This is a genomic window from Citrobacter sp. Cpo069, from assembly GCF_030332785.1.
GTDB classification, from domain to species: Bacteria; Pseudomonadota; Gammaproteobacteria; order Enterobacterales; family Enterobacteriaceae; genus Citrobacter; species Citrobacter portucalensis.
Window position 1 is genome coordinate 86,939 of record NZ_JAOWHD010000062.1, and the last position, 17,684, is coordinate 104,622.

General features: G+C 44.4%; 18 protein-coding genes, 1 tRNA gene and 1 pseudogene. 6 read left to right on the forward strand and 14 right to left on the reverse strand.

Annotated features, from left to right (window positions below; genetic code table 11):
- Positions 1–109: 109 nt before the first annotated feature.
- The gene (gene tnpA, locus OGY08_RS22230) at positions 110–568 is read right to left on the reverse strand and encodes an IS200/IS605 family transposase (protein WP_057069660.1); all 459 of its coding nucleotides are present in this window, start codon (positions 566–568) and stop codon (positions 110–112) included.
- 315 nt (positions 569–883) lie between these two features.
- Between tnpA and OGY08_RS22235 the strand changes: the two genes are divergently transcribed.
- From OGY08_RS22235 to OGY08_RS22245, 3 genes and pseudogenes are all read left to right on the forward strand, one after another.
- Positions 884–1,255, forward strand: a complete 372-nt coding sequence (locus OGY08_RS22235) for an AraC family ligand binding domain-containing protein (RefSeq protein WP_286566635.1) — start codon at positions 884–886, stop codon at positions 1,253–1,255.
- Between the two features lie 150 nt (positions 1,256–1,405).
- A complete protein-coding gene (locus OGY08_RS22240; protein WP_125363745.1) occupies positions 1,406–3,616 on the forward strand; it encodes a sulfatase-like hydrolase/transferase in 2,211 nt (736 codons plus the stop codon).
- A gap of 890 nt (positions 3,617–4,506) precedes the next feature.
- Positions 4,507–4,653, forward strand: a pseudogene (locus OGY08_RS22245) (transposase); the annotation flags it as partial.
- A gap of 71 nt (positions 4,654–4,724) precedes the next feature.
- Here OGY08_RS22245 and OGY08_RS22250 read toward each other — a convergent pair.
- Positions 4,725–5,003, reverse strand: coding sequence for a hypothetical protein (locus OGY08_RS22250; protein ID WP_125363744.1), 279 nt, complete (start codon positions 5,001–5,003; stop codon positions 4,725–4,727).
- Between the two features lie 242 nt (positions 5,004–5,245).
- On the opposite strand from OGY08_RS22250, the gene OGY08_RS22255 reads away from it, so the two are divergent.
- On the forward strand, positions 5,246–5,494 hold the full coding sequence (locus OGY08_RS22255) for a hypothetical protein (protein ID WP_125363743.1): 249 nt from the start codon (positions 5,246–5,248) through the stop codon (positions 5,492–5,494).
- Between the two features lie 26 nt (positions 5,495–5,520).
- Here the strand turns inward: OGY08_RS22255 and OGY08_RS22260 are convergent, their stop codons facing one another.
- From OGY08_RS22260 to OGY08_RS22300, 9 genes are all read right to left on the reverse strand, one after another.
- Positions 5,521–5,733 (reverse strand): hypothetical protein, encoded by a 213-nt coding sequence (locus tag OGY08_RS22260; RefSeq protein ID WP_125363742.1) that lies wholly within the window; start codon positions 5,731–5,733, stop codon positions 5,521–5,523.
- Positions 5,734–5,865: 132 nt separating this feature from the next.
- Complete coding sequence (locus OGY08_RS22265) at positions 5,866–6,900, reverse strand: major capsid protein (RefSeq protein ID WP_125363741.1); 1,035 nt, start codon at positions 6,898–6,900, stop codon at positions 5,866–5,868.
- A 15-nt stretch (positions 6,901–6,915) separates the two neighbouring features.
- On the reverse strand, positions 6,916–7,257 hold the full coding sequence (locus OGY08_RS22270) for a hypothetical protein (protein ID WP_075145111.1): 342 nt from the start codon (positions 7,255–7,257) through the stop codon (positions 6,916–6,918).
- A gap of 568 nt (positions 7,258–7,825) precedes the next feature.
- Complete coding sequence (locus OGY08_RS22275; RefSeq protein ID WP_125363740.1) at positions 7,826–9,991, reverse strand: chemotaxis protein; 2,166 nt, start codon at positions 9,989–9,991, stop codon at positions 7,826–7,828.
- Entirely contained in the window at positions 9,988–10,386 is a 399-nt protein-coding gene (locus OGY08_RS22280) for a phospholipase D-like domain-containing protein (RefSeq protein ID WP_125363739.1), read from the reverse strand. Before OGY08_RS22280 ends, OGY08_RS22275 begins: the two co-directional genes overlap by 4 nt.
- A gap of 259 nt (positions 10,387–10,645) precedes the next feature.
- Positions 10,646–11,122 (reverse strand): hypothetical protein, encoded by a 477-nt coding sequence (locus OGY08_RS22285; RefSeq protein WP_075145114.1) that lies wholly within the window; start codon positions 11,120–11,122, stop codon positions 10,646–10,648.
- A 15-nt stretch (positions 11,123–11,137) separates the two neighbouring features.
- The gene (locus OGY08_RS22290) at positions 11,138–11,908 is read right to left on the reverse strand and encodes a hypothetical protein (protein ID WP_185757638.1); all 771 of its coding nucleotides are present in this window, start codon (positions 11,906–11,908) and stop codon (positions 11,138–11,140) included.
- Complete coding sequence (locus OGY08_RS22295) at positions 11,883–12,059, reverse strand: hypothetical protein (protein WP_185757637.1); 177 nt, start codon at positions 12,057–12,059, stop codon at positions 11,883–11,885. The genes OGY08_RS22290 and OGY08_RS22295 overlap by 26 nt, the downstream gene beginning before the upstream one ends.
- Before the next feature lie 132 nt (positions 12,060–12,191).
- Positions 12,192–12,620, reverse strand: a complete 429-nt coding sequence (locus OGY08_RS22300) for a hypothetical protein (protein WP_075145116.1) — start codon at positions 12,618–12,620, stop codon at positions 12,192–12,194.
- A gap of 1,811 nt (positions 12,621–14,431) precedes the next feature.
- Between OGY08_RS22300 and OGY08_RS22305 the strand changes: the two genes are divergently transcribed.
- Together OGY08_RS22305 and OGY08_RS22310 are read left to right on the forward strand one after the other, a co-directional pair.
- Positions 14,432–15,058, forward strand: coding sequence for a uracil-DNA glycosylase (locus tag OGY08_RS22305; RefSeq protein WP_125363738.1), 627 nt, complete (start codon positions 14,432–14,434; stop codon positions 15,056–15,058).
- Positions 15,058–15,258, forward strand: coding sequence for a hypothetical protein (locus OGY08_RS22310; RefSeq protein ID WP_339328822.1), 201 nt, complete (start codon positions 15,058–15,060; stop codon positions 15,256–15,258). Before OGY08_RS22305 ends, OGY08_RS22310 begins: the two co-directional genes overlap by 1 nt.
- A 68-nt stretch (positions 15,259–15,326) precedes the next feature.
- On the opposite strand, the gene OGY08_RS22315 is transcribed toward OGY08_RS22310, so the two are convergent.
- From OGY08_RS22315 to OGY08_RS22325, 3 genes are all read right to left on the reverse strand, one after another.
- Positions 15,327–16,199: a DUF4393 domain-containing protein gene (locus OGY08_RS22315; RefSeq protein WP_241177068.1), complete on the reverse strand. Its 873-nt coding sequence runs from the start codon at positions 16,197–16,199 to the stop codon at positions 15,327–15,329.
- A gap of 549 nt (positions 16,200–16,748) precedes the next feature.
- Positions 16,749–16,824 (reverse strand) — tRNA-Thr (locus tag OGY08_RS22320).
- Positions 16,825–16,989: 165 nt separating this feature from the next.
- Positions 16,990–17,454, reverse strand: a complete 465-nt coding sequence (locus tag OGY08_RS22325) for a methyltransferase family protein (protein ID WP_125363554.1) — start codon at positions 17,452–17,454, stop codon at positions 16,990–16,992.
- Positions 17,455–17,684 lie beyond the last annotated feature (230 nt).

Here is a 17,684-nt window from a genome sequence, read left to right on the forward strand (position 1 = left end):
AATAAATATCCTCCGGCATAGCCGGAGGTTTTTCTGATGCGCCTATAAGGCTCTGTTACCAGCCGCGCCCTAACAGGCGCATACGATCTGACATTTGCATCAGACTTCGTTACTTACGGCCCGTAAACGGGCTACCCGGATAAGGGATCGATAACTGCTCGCCCATTTTATCCTCTGCAAGCTGGTGCTTTATGTATTCCTGTATCCTTGCTGTGTTCTTACCCACCGTATCTACGTAATACCCACGACACCAGAACTCCCTGTTCCTGTATTTAAACTTCATATCACCAAACTGCTCATACAACATCAGACTGCTTTTACCTTTCAGATAACCCATAAAACCGGATACGCTCATTTTGGGCGGGATTTCCACAAGCATATGGATATGATCTGCACAGCATTCCGCTTCCAGGATCCGCACGTTTTTCCACTCACACAGCTTTCTTAAGATGCTGCCTATCGCCCTACGTTTCTCCCCGTAGAATGCTTGTCTTCGGTATTTGGGCGCAAAAACTATGTGATATTTACAGTTCCATCGGGTGTGCGCTAAGCTCTTTTCGTCCCCCATTGGGACCCCCTTTTGATTTCTTGTTTAACCCTTGCAGTTGCCAGACCGCAAGGTGTTTTAACAAATCAAAAGGGGTTTTAATAACTGGCCCAAAGCTGAAAGCTTTCCGGAACCCCCAGCCTAGCTGGGGGTTTTCTGTGCACAATAAGCCTCTGAGTAGATATACTCAGAGGATGTATCGATAACCCATCACCCCGACCTTTAGTCGATGCAGAAAGAACGTTTCGCCACCTTCGATGTGGGATGACAGGTGTCCATGCAGTATCTGCCGATACATCCTTCCGGTTTGGGCGTCATACTCATGATTAGTTCGGCATTGGCTTAATCGATCGTGGTGCTCAGGTGTCTATGAGTGGGTGCGGTAGGGTTGAAGGGGATGTGGGGAATGCCATTACCGTTAATCCTGGTGAAGTCCATAATGGTTCCCCTTTGGGAACAGAAAGCAGGCCGGGGCGAATGCTTTATTTCGACCCCACCGTTTTGTCTGGAGCGATGTATGTTTTGACAGAAAGTCGCTCAGGCTGCGTTGAACTATCCAGTCCCGTATTTCGCAATCATGAGCCTGCGACCCATTTATCGACACTCTTTCGAATTCTGATGGATTCCCGCGGCGGAGACAGTGATAGCTGCTCGTTATCAGCAAGCGCTATGCGCTGCATAGTGGGAGGATATTGCTGGAATCTTTAGGCTCTTTCTAATTAGAATAACTCCCAATAGGTTGTAAACATCACAAACCACATCCTTTTTCGAGCAAGTTACGCTTTTTGTGATGAGTTGCTTTACGCAATACTGTATAATCATAAGATACATTTTCTATAATTTTACAACAGAGTATATATGTTTATTTTTAGTTTAATGTGCGCAATATCATCCATATTATTTTCCATCTTCCTGACAAGAGATGTTAAAGCAACGATATTTTCATTTATTGCCTCGACTCTCCTTTTATTTTGGTTTATATGCAATGCTATATCTGGTGATGGTTTTGGCTTCTCTGCCATTTATTTTTTCAAGACCAGTATGAGCGGTGTAAGTCTAGGGCAATTCTCCTCTTATTTTTCCTACATAGTAGTATATCTGGCTACATGGGGAGTTGCATTTTACATTCAACGTAAAATAAAAAGAAATATAAACTCAGCCACAACATATATTCTGTGCTTTCTATGTATTGTCTCCAACCCATTAATGAGTGACTTAAAAAACACATATAAGATATTACATACAAAAAGTGAAAATAACTACCAACATGCTAATAAAGAAATCAACAATAAAAAGAACGTTGTCCTTCTTTACATCGAAAGCTTTGAAAGAGCATATTCCAATGATTCCGCATTTCCAGGTATGACTCCCAATATCAATAAACTTAGAGAACATTCTGTAGACTTTTCTAATATAAAGACTATTACCGGAGGGAATTGGACGGTGGCAGGAATGGTGAGTTCACAATGTGGAACACCACTCATTGTAAACTATTCATTTAACGATAATGGTTTAAAAAGTGATCATGGAAAAGATTTTGCAGGATTGAACTTTATTCCAGGTGCTTATTGCCTTGGTGATTTATTGAAGGACAATGGGTACCAGGTAGTATATATGGGTGGCGCTGATTCAAAATTTGGAGGAAAAAGTGATTTTCTTCTAAGTCATGGCTATGCTGATATATATGACTATTCTTATTTTAATGATAAGTTTACATCTAATGATATGTCAGGCTGGGGAGTGAAAGACGATATATTATTAGACGAATTTTTTAAAAAATATATCAGTCTTTCAGAATCAGGTAAGCATTTTATGCTTTCAGGTTTAACTCTTGATACCCATGGTCCAGATGGTTCTTTATCCAACTCATGTTCTAATTTAGACTTCCCTCTGATGGCGTTAAAACATCCTTATCTTAAATCAGTATATTGTGATGATCATCTCATATCAAAACTGGCAAAAAAGATAATGGAAAGCAAGTACTATAAAGATACGATCTTGGTTATTATGTCTGATCACACAGCATTTATATCCAATGATATCAGTTCTTACTTAGAAAAAGTAAGCAGAGAAAATAATGTTATGTTTTTTAGCCCTGATTTAAACCCAGAGCAAATTGATACCTTAGGTTCAACTGTAGATATTGGTGCCACATTACTTCATTTGCTTGGCGGAGATGACACATTAGGATATGGTGTAAGTCTATTCAATAACAGTGAAAACAGATTAGTTAACTTCAGCAAAGATGAGATGTCCAGCGTCTTATCATCAGTTCAAGACCTCTGGTTTGAAAAAGATAATGATGTTATTTATTTCGATAAGGACTACTACAGCATATATGGGAATAGAATATCTATAAATAGCAACAAGAAAACACTTCTATCTAAAGAAGGAAATGTCAAATATATAGGAGATTTCTCTGCTGACTTTAGTTCAAGCACTACTGAAGGTGACAACATAATCTACATTAGCAAATGTAATTATTTTAGGGATTATCAAAATGATAATAACAACATGTTATGCTTATGGGTTGGTGATAATTCAAACGTTGGACATATTTATAAATTTAAAAGTGGAGAGAGCATTAAACTTAAAGACTTACAAATCAGTCACGGTGTGAAATCGAATCTTGATGAAGATATTGTGGTTAACTTGCTGCCATTAAACTCAATGCAAATGAAGGGCGCAACATTAAAAGCAGGTATGATAAAAATTAAAAAAAGCGAACCCACGATAATATATGGTCCATACATCAACCTTCCTAAAGGGGAATATTGTATTAGTGCCAATGGTTCAATAAGCAGCAATTTTCACTTAGAAGTAACTTCAAACAATGGAACTAACAGATTCATTTCTAATGATATAAAAAATGCAGGTGATGGTGTCATTTTCCATGACCAGTGCTTTAACTCAAACACCCCGATTAATAACTTTGAAGTTGTATTTAACATTACACCTGGAGTAGATGGTTTCATATCTAATATATCGATAAAAGAAACCACGCCTGTGAATGATGATGAACATCAATCTAGTGGAAACGAAAAAATAGCGAATAAGAATATTTTTTAATAGAGAAATGGAAAGTGGACATAAAGGATAAACCGTTTCCACTTCTATGAACCAATGAGGCGTAACATATTAGTTACGCCTCATAAACATTTAGTTGAAAACAAACTAAAGATAATACGCTCAGACGTCTATGTACTCAAAGCCCTGTTCTTTTCGAAATCCGTTAAAGCTATAATAGAAAATCTATATAAGTTATATGTTTATACAACCTTAATAAGATTAAAAAACTGTTAATGTTTCTACTCACAAAATATATAAAGCATTGGGAAGCAGATGGCCATTCAGTAGTAACATCTTCTGTAGCAACGTTTTCTCCTTCATATCAATATTCTACCTGGCCAACATACTACAACCCCTAATGGAGTCTTTTCATTCGAGGAGATAAGATACAAGTTACAAACCGCAGTGTACGGGCTTTGAGTTGATTTCGGTAAACTTGGAAAAATTTGAGATGGTGCGTTAATAGGAGTTAAACATAATTAATTTATACATCGAAAATATACATATTTATTATTTCCATCTAGATAAATGCCCCTTTTGTGCCCCCAGATGATTTTAGCTGCACATACTTTCGTGACGGCAATACATCATACCGGACATGAATACCTGCTTCTAACCAGGTCAGCGCTTTTAGTTTGCCATAAACAGTTTGTAATCCGGGTGAACTTTAAGATGTCCATGTTCAGGTTGCTGTGCATGACAGGCAATACAAAGCACGGCAAGATTTGAGCTTCTGTTGTCATTCTTCAGACCATTGCGATGGTGGACTTGCAAAAATCGGATATCATCCTGGCTGAAAGACTCCTCGCATTGTAAGTATCCCGCATAATCGTGCCATTCACATTTAGAGATCCGCCGGCATAATCACTCTGCCAACAAAGGAGATCGCTATGCGTAAAGCCCGTTTTACTGAGCATCAGATCATTGCCGTAATTAAATCGGTTGAAGCCGGACGAACCGTTAAAGATGTCTGCCGGGAGGCCGGTATCTCTGAAGCCACCTACTACAACTGGAAGTCCAGATACGGCGGCATGGAGGAGTTAGCGAGGTATGTTGAATTAGTTACTTATGACATTTAGTGTATTGGGGGAGTTCCTCCCCCATTATCTCACTTACGCCATTGATCTTTAATAAAATTAGCGACCTCTGGTGACAAGTTGTACCAATTTGCGACATTATTGCTTGCATCCACCACTATTAATTTATCGTCCGCATCCATGGCTTTTCGCACAATATCTATAGCTTGTGAGGAGGTATAGGTTGAATTCACATACCAATTTGATTCAGTAACTTTTGCCCATCCACCTAATGATTGGATGGCTTTATGCACTGCCGGATAATCTTTTGTCTTGATCAGGTCGTAAGTGATAAAGAGGTTATTTGCCATTTCGCTTCTCCGTGAACACCATAACAGCGAGTTTGTAACTACCTTAGCGTTATAACGGCTTCCAGTGACTTACGTAAATGGTCGTTAATCAAACAATTGACACTGGTCATAAAACCAGTAAAAACATTTTTCTGACCTTGCTTATCTTGCCGCTTCGCCTCTATCATACACACTACATATTGTGTTTATTGATGCATAAAATACAATATATGCAATCATCCATACTGTGAATAGGTGTTTAAATGGCAGCTAATAGTAAACAGTCGTCTAAAGATGTATCTCATCTGGCAGCAGAGATCCTTAACAATCCAAACGCCTCGGCGATTCAGAAAAGTTTAGCGGGTTCTGTACTGTCCCAAGCAGGGACAAAAAACCAGACTGGTGCAGATATGGAAGCCAAAGCATCAGCGGCATTGAAAAATCCGCGCTCAAGTGAGACCACCAAAACGCTAGCTGGTTCAGTTGTTTCTCAATCGAACAAAAAGCGTTAATGAAAAAAGCCGGGAAATCCCGGCTTTTATACTTGTAGCGTCTTATTTCTTTTTAGGTTCAGATAATGCTTCACTGCACTGTCAAAACCATGTGTGCTGATTCGGTCAAGAAAGCTGGAGCGGCTACAACCAAGCCGACGCGCCAGCGCTGACATGTTGATGATTGCGTCATCATTCGTACCGTCTAAAATCCACTGCATCAGCGGTAGATTGCCAGTACCGATCAAAGCTAATTTCATATATATCTCCTTTGGAGATTTGCCACAGGCAAACCCGGTAACGGGTATCCGTGTATCTCCTCTTCTTTGCCTCGCCCCTGTTGGGCTATTTTTCACGGTGGGGCAGAATGGTCAGCCCCAAAATCCGCTGTCTTACACTGCGTCGTTCGTCAGTTTGGTCACAAAGTCTGGACGGTACACCACAGGCAAAATTGAACTTTCCGCGAATAGCTCAACGTTCTTAAACTTGTCCTGCACACTCCAGATACGGAAATCAACCGGATCAGCAAAGGCCAGATCAAGATTTCGGCTGGTTGCTGTTGCTACATAACCGAAAGGTAATGCGATTTCAGAGGACAGTGGGCGGCTGAAACGTGGAACCAGGAAGGACTCATCCGGGCCAATTCCATAAAGTGCCTGATCAGTGACTTCCACTACGCGAACATTCTCGATGATGAATGTTGAGAATGCCGGAAGCACTTCTTTGTTAAATAGTACATCGCGATCAAGCACACCAAATTGAACATTCTGACGGATATCAGGGTGATATTTGATGCCACGATAAACATTGCTACCAGCAAACAGGATAAAACCATCAAGCTGACCAGCCAGACCACCCATCCGCACTTTAGCAGCGGTCACAGCGTCATCCAGGCTGCGAAGCGGGTCACCAGAGCTAACGTTGGTTTTGATAGTTCCGGTCGCCTGTTGGTAACCAAATTCATCTTCCCACGAAATAATCGGTTGCTGGGTGTAAGTTGCTTCAACAGTATTTCGGAAAAGTGCGTCAGCGAAAATCTTTTCCCTGGTACGCATGTACTTATCATGCATTGCGAGAGCAGAGGCTGTCACAGCGTCCATCACAGACATTTGCAGGTTTGAACCTGGTTTTCGGTAAGGTTGCACGTCAGCAGCAGTAATACGGTCCTGATAAGCATAAAGCGGCGCTTCAATCAGGTGATTGCTGGCACTACGCTTGGGAATAGCTGACCACTCGGAACCATAACGATTGACAGAGCTTGCCACCTTCTGGGCAACTTCATCAATGATATCAAGGCTCACCTTTGGACTCATGGAAGTCTGGCGGTCACTGAAAACGTTAAGCGTTGAGAGCAGTGTATTCTTTGCTTCCACGTTTACAAAAGTGTTGGTGTAATCAGCAAAGCTGAAATTGGTTGATAATCCCATTTGTTTTTCTCCTTATTATTCTGTGTCCGGTGCGCTGGTACGGATTGCGCCTGTTTTAGTTAGTGCTGCAACAGCATTAGCGCCAGCGGTCGCACCCATAACAGCAATGATGGTGTCCTGTTTGATGTACACACCGCGATCAGCAACGATGACATGAGCATCATCTGCCGCCCTGTGGTGGCTAAGAACCAGCAGGCAATCATCCCCAGAGACATATGCAGCCCCAGCACTGGTAATGCAGCTACCCGGCTGAACTTCTACTGCCAAATCGACAGTAATTGTCTTGCGGTCAAAGTTTGGATCGACTGCATACGCGATCACCGAATTGTAAGAACGTTCTGTTGTTCCCATTTTCATATAATTAACTCCCGTTAAATTTCACATAGCTATGTAAACAAAAGGCCAGCGCCTGCTTGAGCCGTAAACGGCGACAGGGCCAGCCTTTCGAATAAGGTTTTAGCACCCGCTAATTGCGGGCAGGAATGAGGAGGTGGCAACGCTCCAAAGATGGGCAAGGAGACCCAAAAACGTTGCCACCTGATGTTGTTTAGTGTCCAACGTGACAGCCCGACGAGGAGGACGGGACTTTGGCAAACCCCGATCCGGGATCGGAGAAATCTGGATGCTGATACTTCTTGCTTTTCTGCAATACAACCAGCGGCTGGCTAAAACCTTCCCGTGAGAGTCGATCATCCGGCGGTGAATCATGGATTCATCACATAGTGACCAGAGGTTGCGGATTATTGGCTGTATTTAGAAAAGGGCCGCGTGGTGAACGCAGCCGCTTTGATATAACAAGGAGAGGGAAAACAATTGGCAGTAGTAATTCCTCATGTAACTATTTTACCATCAATAATCACCTTTAGCAACAAAGACTTGGCGATATTGACGGAAAATCAGATGGTTGCCGTTAAATCTGACAACGTTATTTGGGAACCCCGAGAATGAGGTTTGTGTTATAAACATTATTCTCTCGGATTTTTGCATCAATAAGACCTTTCACAGCCCCATCATTGATATTGATGTCAACATCCTGGTGCAGGCTGAGGTCTGCTGTCCCCGTAACACTAACCGGAATCGGGCCGCGTGTTGCAGTATCCGCAATTGTGGGGATTGAGAATGTCGGTTTTAGTAATGGTTGCGATTGCTGGCCCTGATAGTTCAGGCCTGGAACATTCAACGCTAACCCGTCCCAGGCAGTGCCTGTGCCAATATTGTTAGGCGAAGAGCTGTCAAGCCACGGGTAAATCTGCTTAAGGGTCTGGCCTATGGTGCGAGGGTCGAAACCCAGATTATCTTTTACCCACTCGGCGGCTGCATTGCCTCCCTCGTCTACTGTGGTGTTGTAAACGGCATCCGGTAACGTTGACCCCTTCCTTAGCTCTTCACCAATGCTGCTGGCCCAGGCTAAGATGTTGGTGGTCAACTCACCTAACGACTGTCCAAGATTGTCAGCGATAGGGATAAGGCCCGTCATGCTCTGTCGTAGAGTGTCCGTATTGGTAGCATATTGTCCCAGCCCCTCAACGAATGAGGCGCTGAAGTGGTCAGCGAGGCTGGTTTGCACTCGGTTGTACTCAGCACCTAATTCTGCCAGTTTGTCGAGATTGGACTGCTGTGCATCAGACAAGGTCCAACCCTCAGAGGCCAGTTGACGCATGCGGTCAATAACCCCATGCCCTTCATCATTGAATACTTCGAGGAAGACCGAACCATCATTAACTGCCTCAGAGAGGTGACGAACTGCGTTATCAGTCCATTTGAATGTTTTCTGCAACTGTTTCAGGTACAGTATGAATTCAGGAAAGTTCATGGTCTGAATCTCGCCAATCACTTTCTGGGCTACCTTCTGGTTCCCGTTAGTGGATTTCAACACGTTATTAATGATATCGGCAAACTCACCACCGCCAGAGAAAGTTACTTCACCTGTCTTCTTGTTGCGTTTGAAAGAACCGGTATTCAGCAATTCTCCGGCTTTTTCTGTCGTATCCTTGTTCAGATCAGCCAGTTTATCAGCGCGTAGCGAATAACCCGCCCTGCTCATAGCTAAATCCTGGATAGCTGCGAACTCTAATTGCCCCAGACCATATTGCTCTAGTTTTTTAATATCACGAGAGCGCTCAAGGCTTCCCTGAAGCGTCTGACCAACACGGGCAACCCCCATGCTGCCGATCAGTGTTGCTCCACCTATTGCACCTCCGGCAACAATCCCACCACCAATACCACGCCCTGTCAGCCCCTCAGTACGAACACGACCAGCACGAATGCCAGCGGCTTTCTGTTCTTTGGTGATACGCTGTTGCAGTCGAGCCTGCTTGCGTAATTCTGAGGTTATACGGGCCATTTCGAAGCGGGTCTCTTCTACCGTGTAGCGCTCTTCTTTCTGGGCTTTTAGAGCTTCTTTTGCAGCACTGATCGCCTTATACCGTGTTGCTATATCAGCCCCGTTTACATTAGCCAGGGTTAAGGCCGATTTGCGAAGAGCATTGTAATAAACGACCTCCCGCTTTAATGCCGCTTCGCGTTTCTCTTCAACAGCAATAAGGCGTTTCGCGGCTACAATATCATCGGAGATCCGTTTATGGCCCCGGTTCATGGCTGCTGTCTGTGCTGTTGCTAATCCCGGCTCTGGTGCTGCGCCTCCTATATTGGGGTTGTACATTACCGCACGACTGGCTGCCGCTGCCCGAATCCTCTCACTGATACGGCTCAGACGGAGGTCCTGACGTGCACGGGCCTCATCCTGAGTCAGCGTCTGGTGGGCTGCATTCTTCGCAGACAATGCCGCCATTTTTTTATTGTGGGCCAGTTCCTGATTGGCAATTTTTGCCTGCACTTGTGCCTGTTTTTGTTGCTCTGCAACCAGACGCTGTTGCTGCTTTATTCTTGTTGTATGGGCTTTAGCCGCTCCTAAAGCAGCCTTGCCTTCACTCTGGGCAGTACGTTTCTTCGCTGCCTCCAGCGCTTTAGCAGGCTTTTCATAAGCAGCCTTAAGAGAAATTATCTTCTTTTTGGCCTTTTGATATGATGCCTCGTCTGTAACCCATGAGATTTCATTAACGGTGCTGGTAACAATCTTATTCGCAGTCATTCCACCCCCAGTGGTTTAATAATATGCCCGTAACGTTCCGGATCATCAGCGACCAGTCTTCGACAAGCGACCTTTGCTCTTTCGAGCGCATCAGGATCGATATCATGAGGTTTGAAAACTCCAGCATCAGCCCCCAACATCTTGATAATTTTTGTTTTGTTGCTTTTTTTATCAGTCGCTTTATTAACTGGTGAGTTTGTAGGAGCTTTAAGTTGTTCCAACCCGTTATCGGGTTTGCCTTCGGCAAATCTCCCTCGGAGATATTCAGGATTTTTCCTCAGAAATTCAGAGGTGACGCTTGCGAGGTTTTCCCGCGCCTTCTGTAGGGTATACTCTTCCGGTGTCATACCGTGAATCGCTGCAAACAGAGCATTTTTAATACTGTCCAGTGTCATTGGTGGTGTCTCCAAAGCAAATTATGAAACAAGCCAATCCCGGACAACAGACAATGGGCGATGGCGATGGGCGACCATTGCCAACACGGGGATCAGCTGTAGGTATTCGAGATAGGGTATTGCGTGTTAATAATCCGATCACTTAGTGATGAATCCATGATTCACCGCTAAGTGTCATGGTGCGAAGCACTCTCGCAAATGCGAGACACCTTCGGTGCTATAGCGGCCTAATTCATCGCAGGGCGATTAACGGCAACCGTTAACCCGCTTTCTGCTTGCGATGTGCGTGACGGCTGAGAGTTTTTCTGTACTCAATAACCAACGGATCAGTTTCCTCCGGGAAACGAGCCATAATCTCAGCGCGTGGGATACTTTCATTAGACAGGTAACGCACAACTGTAAACAGCGGCAATTGCAGATCAACACAGATGTTTTCGAGCATCGCGCCGGATTCGAAATACTGACGTACAGTGACCCCGGTTGCGTGCTGGCTGGTATGTTTCACTCTTCGGAAACGTGGATTCCAGGTCTTAGCTAATTCACCAACAAATTCAGGATCGAGTCTGAGGATTAGGGCAACTCTACCGGGAGCATATCCGTGCACAAGAAGAGTCTTTGCGGTTTTAACAACTGATTCATCGCGTCGACGGTTTTTGAAAAGACGTTTTAGGTTATCGTTTTGTTCGGTCTGAAAACAGTTAGCGGTCTGGCTGTCACCAGTTACTTGCTCACACAATTCAATCCTCCAGAATCAGAATGGTATAGGTTCCTCTGAGAAATCATCTTGCACAAGTCCAGATTTCGGCATAGGCATCTGATAACGTTGGATGAACAGCTTCATATTGTCAGTATTGTCCTCTATACCATATGACAAACAGAATGCCCGTGCCTCGTCATCAAGTTCCCAGTTGCGCCATTTTCTCAGCTTGGTCCGTAGTTGTTCATCGGTGTACTGAGTAGAAGCGTTCACCGCATCATCATTGGCAGGTACATCAGCATCGACAGGAATATCCACAACAGGTACGCCGTTTGATTTTCCAGCAGCAGGCGCGGCAGGTTCCTCCACGAAAGGTTTTTGTTCATTCTTACCGCTCTCCCCGGTAGTTGAATATTTAGATGCATTTGGATGGGGTGGGGTAATACCACGCGCAACTACTTCAGAGGGTTTCAGCACAACATAATTGTTTGACTTAAACCCGCTGCCAACCTGAACTTGATCTTTTATCAACACCCCGGCTCGCATTAGATCATCTACCGCTTTCTGCGCAGTAGGTTTCGTAATGCCGTTTTCCCATGCGATTATTTCCATATTGGGATGGATTGGCTCAGGGTAGTTTCTGCGCTCTTTGTTCGTCTGGAAGGTGTAGAGGTATGCATAGACTACTTTCATGTTCGCGCTGAACGGGATTTTAGTTCCATCGTCGGCAATCAATACTTTCAGGCGCTTAACCTCGGTGTAATTGCGATCAAAAGTGCCGTCCTGTTCGTCTGGCTGATTAGTTACTACTGTCTCGGTTGTCATTGTATCCTCGCTGGTTATCTGTTTTATTCTTTTCAATGATTTTTGCCGCTGTTTGCAGCAGTTCACTACATAATTTTGCCATTGGCATGTCGCGGTGGTTCGCCTCTTTCAGCAATGTGCGGTAGGTGTCATCCGGGAATGAAATGTTCATGCATCTTTTCTCCTGTACGTCAGATATGCGGGTACGCCCCTGCGATCATGATGGCGATCAGGGGGTAAGGAGCCGTGTTTACGGCGATTTCGTTTGGTGGCGTTGCTGCCAACGGAGTAAAGCAGAGAATGGTTATTCGGTTGTGGTCAGTTCGGGAATGGCTTTTCCGATAATGCCTTCGAGTTCACCGCCAGATTCAATCATCTTAAGCAGAAGGATCTGCTCATTCATTAGACCGATGCCATGAGAGGCGTAATAGACACGCCAGGCAGAAAGCACTGGTTCAATGATTTCCATAACATCACGGCCTTTTGCCAACTCTGCTGAGTATGGTTTAAGAATATCCCGGATGATTTTTGCATTCTTAGCCTGCTGGCGCAGACTTTTGATGATATTCATAGCTTCACGAGTTGCCGGGTATAGTTTATCTGCTTTCTTGGAGCCGCCAACGCGGGTTCTGAAACTGCGAAGATTTACTAACGAAGTGATTTTGTTGTCGATTGCAGAGACAATCTCTGAGGCGGTAGCGTTCGAAAAGTCGAACAGGACTGGTTTTGTCATCTAATCTCCTATGTTGTTTTAATGTTTCCTTTTCTCAAGGTATGAATATATTATGTCATAAATCACACTTTTTGTCAAGTTTTTTGTTGCATCACATATAAAAATGTGCTAGCAACATTTTGGCTGGGCCGCATAATTCCATAAAGCAACATACAATATCATTAGCAATTCGTGCTGAATTTAATTATATATATTGCATTCTTATTTTAGGTGGGAAATAATTGATGGTTACACAAATCGCCCATGACGCGTTCTAAGCGATTCCAAGCCGTAGGCAGTACCTATGGGTTATCTCTACCGTTTAAATACCGTGTAGCGTGTCTGATGCGCTCTGTGAGCCTCCTGTGAAGTCTGAGGGGGAGCACTGCCCCTCCAAGGGGGGAGTTACGTCGCGTTTAAAGCTCCTCTGCGCCGTGCTCGATCCACATTGACTGACGCGCCTCGCGGCTTGTCTCCCACACATGTGTAAACAGGCGAAGCCTGTCTACATACATCAACACCACCAACAAAATAGACGCATGTCTATTCCAGACTTTGACCTTAATGTCTTTACTGATATAGGTAGTGATCTAGAGATGATCTAGTAAGTGATATAGTACGGTTAAGAGTCTTTGCTAATGGTTGGCTAAGAACCTTTACTAATGGCTAGCTAAGAGTCTTTACTAACGTTAGTTAAAAACCTTTACTAATGGCCTCTCCTCTGACAGAAGACACCTCGCAACGGTTTCCCGCTGGTGACCACGGGCGCGGAGTGCTCAATCGCAAAGAGCCGTCACTTACCGCAGGAGAAATCCTTACCTTCCCCGCCCATTCTCCTTACAGGCCGAAGATTGGCAACCTCATACTGGTTTGCTGTCAAAATTTGGTGGATGATCTCCAATCTTGACTATCAAGCAAACAAATTAAATCAAATACACCTTAAATACCCATTAATAGTAGTTAATTGCTCTGTTTTGGTCTCTATGCGTAGAAATCAAGGGTCTGCATCTATGGTGCGCTACAGCGTTGAATACTCAACAAAGCCAGTAATGGCACGGCCTCGTCAAATCTGTCACTCAGGGTGTGGCTAAACACAATCACCGATCCACCCTTCCATACCGAAAAAATAAAGTTTCTTCGTAAAAACAACTGAAAACCCTCCATTTATAGGCCTGTGATAGCCTCTCAGTGGGGCGCTGTTCTATCGGTGAGCCAAGTCACGATTGTGTGGAGATAACGCCGCTACAGGCTTCTGTTAAAGCATACGGGGCTATTGGTGAGCCTGTTTCCGATTGTATGGGGAAAGTACTTCATGATGGCGACGGCACCAGGAGGATATCGCCTGTTGGTGGTGGGTTGTCTGGTGGTGAAACCGGGTGAATACATCCATTATTGTGGCTCAGGCTGCACTTCACAAGCATGAAATAATGCTGAGCCTATCCAACCCCTTTCTTGTGGGAAAACATCAAAAAACAGACGTCAGAGGCAGTAAAAATCCTATGCAAAAACAGGCCTCTTTTATGCAGTGTTTATGCACTCGGTTTTATCGCCTTTTCACAAGAAAACTTCACTAAATAAGGCTTACAGCCTAATTAGGTCATGAGTGCTGATCACCTGGTGTATATAACGTACATTATGTTAAATAGGCCCGTTTTTTAACAAATTATCGATCTGAACAAATGCGGCAGGGATGTCTGATATTTCAGCAAGAAGACAAGGAATTATTGACGGGTGAGATTGTCGGTCTAGCAGATCAAATAGAGCGACAGCGATATTTTAAGCAGGAGGATATAAACTGGAACGACTAGAGACGGATACCTGCGGGGGCGCTTGTGCTTAATGAATTAATTTTTCCGACAGAACCTAAATCGCTAGGATATGCGCCAAATGTACTCGCCAGGAAAAGCTTACTGACGGCTCCTCATATGCTGCCGCTGACCGCGTATGCTGAAAGCCTACGTGAAAGGCTGGGTAATGGTGTATTCGTCCCTGACTTCGATCCTCTGGATGGAGGTATCAACGCCGAATTCATTTTTCTCTTAGAGAAACCAGGCCCTAAAACTGACTATAGAAATGGTGGTTCCGGTTTTATCTCACGTGATAATAACGATGACACAGCCAAAGCAATCTTCTGCGTTATGCAGAGTATAGGTCTGGATAGAAAGCGAACGCTGTTATGGAATACTATTCCTGCATGGGATAACAAGAGAGCATTTAAGGGCTTCCATGTCCTCGACGGCATCGAACTGTTGGATGGACTACTTCCATTGTTACCCAATCTAAAAACCATAGTATTAGTAGGCAAACAGGCCCAGAAAGCAAAAAAAGGTTTAAAGGCTCGTGGTTTTGATGTTGCACAATCAGATCATCCCTCTCCACTTGTTAAAGCAAAGTATCGTCAGCGATGGGAGCAAATCCCGGCTGCGTGGAAAAATGCGACTTCAGCCAACAAGAGATAATGATGAAGAGAACCTTACTTAGTGTGCTGACTCTGCTGCCGCTGGCGGCTCATGCAGGAAAAATCACCATGCAATTGACTGAACAGACTGAGACCACCACCGGGATGCTGTGCCGCTATTCCAATTCCATCTACGATTTTGTTTACAGAACGAGCAGCAAGCATTGCCCCAGTGTGAGGACGTTTGATAACGAAAAGTAAAGAGGCCTATCAATAAGGCCCCATAGTTTTAAACGAGAGTGTGTCGTCTGGACATTAATTATTATTTTTCAAGATGTGGCAGCCTGCATACTGACAACTATTGGAGGACAACACGCTAATGCAAATTGATGCCCAAAATCGGTAACATGTAACGCCAATTCTCTACATTCTGTCTCTCGCCCCGCTCTCTTGCACGCATCACGTAAAGCAATAATTTGGGGGTGTTCGATAAGAGGTGAGTACAATTCTTTATCTGTAAATGACCAGCCACTCGGTATCTCACATAATCCCATTCTGATTAAATTATCTAAATAAGCCGGTACAAGCTGCAAATGTTCACAACCAGCCCTTTCTCCAATTTGGGAAAAATGCCTAAATATAGTTGTATGCCCATTAGCCATTGGAGTGCCTGGCTGGCTGGCTAAAATAGAAAGAATTGGATTTGGTGTCCCCCTAGCAGCAAACCCACGAACAATTTTTGCTTCATCGGGAGTCAATTGTTTGATGATATCGACAAATGCAGGGTGAGCTTTTTCTATTGTATCCTTATTCATTGCAGTGGCTAGCAACGAAGCATACATTTCACTCAATGATTCCTCATGTCCTGTATATCGCAATGCCTCAATCGCAGGTCCCGCAACATTTGGGGAAGGTGTGACAATTTTTTCAGGGGGAACACCCTTGAGTTTTTCAGCTACCTTAGTCGCAGTAAACTCACGAATTTGATCGTATCCCCAAACCAAAGCACTGACCGGGGCTAAGGCAACATTTACGAGTTTAGCAACAGTCCCAAGCGCTTTTCCAACCTCCTGAGCTGCTGGCTGAAGGGCATCTTGATAAACTGGCACTTCTTTAGCTACTGCTGCCACAGCGTTAGCAATATCAGCGACGTTGCTACTTTTAGATCCATCATCAGACATTTCAATCACCAGTGAACTCATTAATTTCCAAAGGATTATACATTTGTCGTTGAATCATTGGTAATTTGAAAGTTTCTAAATTTGATCAATAGCAACCATTTAGCGCCGTGTTGAGCATACCAACATTAAGCGCCGAAGGCGTATCATCAGTTTGTCAGTTAACCGCTCTCTTATCGAGTACCGATCATTTATGGCTCGGTGAACACCACGGCAGAGCCAGCCCCTTTCCCGGACTGGTTAGGCTTCCCAACATTCGCTCATTTATCCGTGGCGTGTCATCACGACAGGCTGTAACGGGACACCGCGCTAAGTGTGGAACGGTTAAAAGTGTTGGGATTGATTAGAGACGTTGGCAGCGTCATTAGCTTCGAGTTGATAGCGGTTCATAGGGACTGTTCACGCTTTGTACCTGTTCGAGCTTTACAACTACAGGCCGCTACGTGCTAACATCCCTGAATAGCCACTGTTAACCATAGCGGCAACTGTTGGTCATTGAATCCCTTAAAAAAAGATCGTAGCTTGAGAGCAGCATTCTCTGCAAGTAATTGTTTTTAATGGGATTTGTTGTGTTGGTGCCGATAATAGGAGTCGAACCTACGACCTTCGCATTACGAATGCGCTGCTCTACCAACTGAGCTATATCGGCCCTGATAAGGACATGCCCACGAATGTGAACACGGGGTAGAAGGTTAAAACTAACCGGGCGATGCGTCAATGGCCTTGCGAATCAAACGCCTAATTTTGCATCATCCGGTTTCAATAACGCACGAATCGTGTCGTCACAGGTGTCCTGGTACGCGGCAAGGGAATTCTATAACCAGCGGCGAACACGCTGCTCATAACGTATCCATTCCGGCCCGAAATGTTTTCGCAGTTGTTCCTCTTCAAAATCAATATGTAATCTGGCAACCACCAGTATAAACAGCGGTGCAGCCAATATTCCAATCAGGCTACCAACGTAGAGAGAAAAAGCTAACTGGAGTCCACTCATTCCAAGATAGATTGGATTGCGGCTCCAGGCATAACATCCGCCAGTAACAAGCGTGGTCGATTTCTCTGCATGCAGTGGGTTTAGCGTCGTACGTTTCTTCCGCATCTGCCACGCGGTATGCAGTATCATCGCCAGACTGACGCTAGCCAACAATGCACTTATTACGATAGTCACCGCGCCAAATGTGAAACGCGGGATCGCCGTAAACGCATCCGCGATGAGGAATAATACCAGGATGAGTGGTGGTGGAAGCCAGACTCTTAATTTTGTCAGGAAATGACGCATGGCTACGGGCACCTGTTTGATTAACGCTGATATCACTATAAATACCCCGTTTAAGATACATAAACAAACGGTGCACACCTCACTATAGGACTTTTTACTTAACCAGGCAGACAGGCAGCGATGCAAAGACGCCCATACCAGAGGCGTCTGCCCCTGGTGTTCAGGAAAAAATCATGCTACAGGCCATGTCAGCTCAGAGCACATACTCGTTTAAAGGTTTACCCTTCAAA

What these genes read in the sequence shown, in the direction of transcription:
- OGY08_RS22295 (WP_185757637.1), bottom strand. Translation starts at nt 12,059, where the DNA reads ATGAACATTTCATTCCCGGATGACACCTACCGCACATTGCTGAAAGAG.
- OGY08_RS22325 (WP_125363554.1), bottom strand. Translation starts at nt 17,454, where the DNA reads ATGCGTCATTTCCTGACAAAATTAAGAGTCTGGCTTCCACCACCACTC.
- OGY08_RS22270 (WP_075145111.1), bottom strand. Translation starts at nt 7,257, where the DNA reads ATGAAAATGGGAACAACAGAACGTTCTTACAATTCGGTGATCGCGTAT.
- OGY08_RS22280 (WP_125363739.1), bottom strand. Translation starts at nt 10,386, where the DNA reads ATGACACTGGACAGTATTAAAAATGCTCTGTTTGCAGCGATTCACGGT.
- OGY08_RS22275 (WP_125363740.1), bottom strand. Translation starts at nt 9,991, where the DNA reads ATGACTGCGAATAAGATTGTTACCAGCACCGTTAATGAAATCTCATGG.
- OGY08_RS22255 (WP_125363743.1), top strand. Translation starts at nt 5,246, where the DNA reads ATGGCAGCTAATAGTAAACAGTCGTCTAAAGATGTATCTCATCTGGCA.
- OGY08_RS22310 (WP_339328822.1), top strand. Translation starts at nt 15,058, where the DNA reads ATGATGAAGAGAACCTTACTTAGTGTGCTGACTCTGCTGCCGCTGGCG.
- OGY08_RS22300 (WP_075145116.1), bottom strand. Translation starts at nt 12,620, where the DNA reads ATGACAAAACCAGTCCTGTTCGACTTTTCGAACGCTACCGCCTCAGAG.
- OGY08_RS22260 (WP_125363742.1), bottom strand. Translation starts at nt 5,733, where the DNA reads ATGAAATTAGCTTTGATCGGTACTGGCAATCTACCGCTGATGCAGTGG.
- OGY08_RS22250 (WP_125363744.1), bottom strand. Translation starts at nt 5,003, where the DNA reads ATGGCAAATAACCTCTTTATCACTTACGACCTGATCAAGACAAAAGAT.
- OGY08_RS22240 (WP_125363745.1), top strand. Translation starts at nt 1,406, where the DNA reads ATGTTTATTTTTAGTTTAATGTGCGCAATATCATCCATATTATTTTCC.
- OGY08_RS22265 (WP_125363741.1), bottom strand. Translation starts at nt 6,900, where the DNA reads ATGGGATTATCAACCAATTTCAGCTTTGCTGATTACACCAACACTTTT.
- tnpA (WP_057069660.1), bottom strand. Translation starts at nt 568, where the DNA reads ATGGGGGACGAAAAGAGCTTAGCGCACACCCGATGGAACTGTAAATAT.
- OGY08_RS22315 (WP_241177068.1), bottom strand. Translation starts at nt 16,199, where the DNA reads ATGAGTTCACTGGTGATTGAAATGTCTGATGATGGATCTAAAAGTAGC.
- OGY08_RS22290 (WP_185757638.1), bottom strand. Translation starts at nt 11,908, where the DNA reads ATGACAACCGAGACAGTAGTAACTAATCAGCCAGACGAACAGGACGGC.